General features: G+C 54.3%; 4 protein-coding genes. 1 reads left to right on the forward strand and 3 read right to left on the reverse strand.

Translation table 11 applies throughout. From position 1 onward, the window contains the following. Positions 1-969 (forward strand): ABC transporter substrate-binding protein (locus ACXJ5O_RS20855; RefSeq protein ID WP_457301557.1); only part of this gene is annotated, 969 nt, incomplete at its 5' end. 20 nt (positions 970-989) lie between these two features. Here ACXJ5O_RS20855 and ACXJ5O_RS20860 read toward each other — a convergent pair. From ACXJ5O_RS20860 to ACXJ5O_RS20870, 3 genes are all read right to left on the reverse strand, one after another. Further along, positions 990-1,952, reverse strand: coding sequence for a LysR family transcriptional regulator (locus ACXJ5O_RS20860; protein WP_457301560.1), 963 nt, complete (start codon positions 1,950-1,952; stop codon positions 990-992). Positions 1,953-1,975: 23 nt separating this feature from the next. Continuing rightward, positions 1,976-2,674, reverse strand: a complete 699-nt coding sequence (locus ACXJ5O_RS20865) for a class II aldolase/adducin family protein (protein ID WP_457301558.1) — start codon at positions 2,672-2,674, stop codon at positions 1,976-1,978. Between the two features lie 91 nt (positions 2,675-2,765). After that, the gene (locus ACXJ5O_RS20870; RefSeq protein WP_457301559.1) at positions 2,766-3,713 is read right to left on the reverse strand and encodes a PDR/VanB family oxidoreductase; all 948 of its coding nucleotides are present in this window, start codon (positions 3,711-3,713) and stop codon (positions 2,766-2,768) included. Positions 3,714-3,935: the final 222 nt, after the last annotated feature.

Consider the following 3,935-nt stretch of genomic DNA (forward strand, 5'->3'; position numbering starts at 1 on the left):
GACAATGCCTTGCTCATTTCCAAGGACACGGGCCGCGAGGACAAACTCATCGAAGCTGCAAAAGCAGAAGGTACGCTGACGCTCTATACATCAATTGCTCAGAACGATCTCCAGCCACTGATCAGCCCCTTCGAGGAGAAATATGGCATCAAGGTCGTTCCTTGGCGTGCGAGCGGCGACACGGTGTTGCAGCGTGTCATCCAGGAACAGAAGGCCGGCCGCAATACAGTTGATTCAGTTCACATCAGCGCGCCGGAAATGGAAGCGCTACACCGTGAAGGCATGTTCCAGCCAGTCGAATCTCCCTATTTTGCCGATCTGTTACCGGGGACGGTACCTGAGCACAAGGAGTGGGTGAGCACGCTGCTGTCTGTGTTCGTACAGGGTTACAATACCAACCTCGTCAAGAAGGAAGAACTTCCAAAAACCTATGAAGATCTTCTCGACCCGAAGTGGAAGGGCAAGCTCGGCTTCGAAGTGGAAGACATCGACTGGTTCACGACAGTCGTTCAGAATATGGGCGAAGAAAAAGGCCTGAAATATTTTCGCGATCTTGTTGCCGGCAACGGCTTGTCAATTCGCAAGGGTCACTCGCTGTTGAACACACTTGTCGCAGCGGGCGAAGTGCCGATAGGACTTACCCTCTATAATTATATGCCTGAACAGGCAAAGAAAGAGGGAGCTCCCATCGACTGGTTTGCACTTGAGCCTGCCATCGCACGTGCAAACGGAATCGGAGTCATCAAGACCGCACCTCACCCCAACGCAGCCGCACTCTTTGAAGACTATATGCTGACGGAGGGTCAGCCCATTCTGAAGCAATTGAACTACGTCCCCACCTCGACGAAAGTTGAATCACCTTTGAAAGGTATTGCGCTCAAGATTGCCGATCCGGCGGAGAAACTCGACAACTCAAAGAAGTGGGAACCGCTTTACCAGAAGATCGTGGTCCGCGGCGAGGCAGACTGATAAAAATTGGCCGCTTTCGACTATTCGGGGGCGGCCGAAGATTGCCCTGCACTGCCGCAGCGGCCAATCACCGTGGCGTGTGGTCCTATGCGATCAGCGAGCGTATCGACCAGCATATCGATAAAATCGCGTAGCGCGCCTTCTTGCTGAATCGCCATACGATTTGGCGATTCAGCAAGATACAGCGTCCGGACCAACTCCGGTCCTTCGATCGTGTGTGCCTCGATCGCACCCCTTGCGATTTCCTCGGCAGCCACGCCGTACGGAACTATGCTAGTCGCGACACCCCGTTCAACCAGCGTTTTGATCGTCTCGAGCGACTGGATGGTGAAGCGCACATTGACGGGTACCGTTGATACCTTTGCTGCCCTGTGAACGGCACGCCAAACATTGTCACGGTCGCTCGGAAGTGCCAAATTCGAAGCCACAGCATCTTTGAACTTCACTCCTCCACGCGGGAAAGCGCTGCCGGGCGCAGTGATGAAAAATAGATCTTCCTTCATCAGGGCGGTCCGCATCGAGGTGATGCTTTCGGTGACATCATAAGCAAGCGCAAGATCAATCTCATCCCGCAGCAGGAGGTCGACAAGCACAAAACTCAATTCCTCGACCAGCCTTACCGATACCCCCGGGAGTTCAGACATGGCCGAGACAAGGAAGTCAGCTCCCACAAGCCGCATGATGCTAGGCGTGACGCCGATAGAGATATTTTCCAGAGCCGACATGCGAAACGCGGACACATCCCTCTTGGCTTCTTCCACCAGGCGCATGATTGCAACGCCGCGATCGAACAGCAGGCGACCCGCCTCGGTCGTGGTTATCCCGCGCGAATGCCGCACGAGAAGCTCAACACCGAGCATGGTCTCGAGATTGCGTATCTGCAGACCAAGCGCGGTTTGAGAGACATTCAGCCGTTCAGCAGCTTTCGTCATATTGCCGGTTTCAACCGACTTGATGAAATTACTGAGCTGTTTCAGATTGATAGCGTCACCTCATTCAAATTTCTTTAAGCCGCCAAGCCGCGCTTTGCCTTTCGCGCGAGATAGTCGAAATTCACTATATATTGCTCTTGCCGGTCCAGAGTACGGCACAATCTCTCGACGTCGTCTTTATCGAATTCTACGAGATCTCCTCCCAGAGACTGCAAAATGACCTGATCCTCACATGCGTTCTCAAGCATTATCGTACGAACCACCGCTTCTTCAATAGAATTTCCGGCCACTGCGACGCCATGGCCCCGCATCAGCACCGCCTTGTAGTTCCCCAAGGCCTCGGCGACACCCCGGCCGGTCTCCTGGCTCCGTATCAAATTTATTGTGTCTTCATAGTAGCCGACACCGTCAAAGCTCGCACTTGGCTGCGAGCACGCCCGCCATGGCCTGCGCGTTGAGGATAAGGCAACGGCATATTTCGGATGTGYGTGAATGACCGAATTGAGGTCGGGGCGGATTTTGAAGATTTCCGAATGGATAAATACTTCGCTATGCCGCTTCCCGCCGCCGCCGATTTTCTCACCCTCAAGGTTGCAGATAACGATGTTTTCCATCGTTATCTCTTCAAACCCCAAGCTGTGCGGCTTCATGAAGAATATCGAAGGATCCGATGGATCGCGCACGGAGACATGACCACGTGTAAAATCACCGAGGTTGTGCGCGTCAAGGACGAGGCCTGCCTCGATCAGTCGTTGCTTCAGGTGGTCTGACATCTAGTATCCTCCGTTTTAGGTTGTGTGTGAGTTCCGGGCCTCTACCAGTGTTTCCGGTAGCAGGATGGTGTGCAACTGATAGAGGTACCTGTTAAAGGGCCAGGGTCAGACGCGGCGTCTTGGAGCCGGAGCAACAAATCATCATGCCGCCTTCAGCTTTTTCTTCGTCCGAGAGAAACATGTCCCGATGATCGGGCTCGCCCTCGACCACCTGCACTTGGCAGGCGCCGCAGATGCCTTGCTCGCACGAAAAATCCACATCCAGCCCGGCATCGCGCAGCACCTCAAGGATCGATTTTCCCTCAGGGATCGAAAATTCCCGACCGGATTTCTCGAGCATGACGACAAAGCCCCCCTCGCGTGAGACTTCTTCGACGGGAGCAAACCGCTCCAAATGAACATGACCGGGATCAAGGTCTCTTGTATTCGCCTCAAAAGCATCCAGCATAGGCGCGGGGCCACAACAATAGAGATGCGAACTGGCAGGTGCGTGATCGATGATAGCGCCAAGATCAAGAACGTTTCCTGCTTCGGTATCGATATGGATACGTGCCTCGGACAGTTTTTCGAGTTTCTCCAGAAAAGCAACGTCGCGTCGGTCCCGGCACGCATAATGCAATTCGAAACTACGGCCGAGTTCCTTCAATCGCTGCGCCATGCACCAGATGGGGGTAATACCGATTCCCCCGGCGATGAGGATGGTATGATCAGCAGCTTCCACCAACCGAAAATTGTTGCGTGGTACGCCAACCGTTAGAACCGATCCAACCTTGACCGTATCATGAAGACAAGCGGAGCCGCCGCGACCGGCGGCGTCCCGTTTGACGCCAATCGTATAGCGATTGCCTGCACCCGAATGCACGAGCGAATAGGGACGGATCATCCCATTCGGCAAATGGATGTCGATATGCGCTCCGGGTCCGGCCGCAGGGATAGCCTCGCCAGCAATGGGTTCGAATTCATAGAGATTTGTCTCATGCGCCAGATACTGAATCCCGGTCAGACGCATTGTGATCGTTTTGGTGGGAACGGCTTCCAATTTCTTCTCCCTTATCCCGACGGCGGTCCTCCCCCCTTCCGTCGTTGGCGGCCAAATCGAGGCGTCAGCCGTCAGACCGTCGCAGATTGATTTCATCAAGACGCGGCAGGCGCGGTTTCAGCGCCTCTGCGGATTCTTTCAGTAACTTGCGAGCTGAGTTGATACGCTCGTCGGAGAAGCGGCTTATCAGTCCAGACACGGACAAGGATCCTATCAATTCGC

This window comes from Phyllobacterium sp. P5_D12, assembly GCF_054049495.1.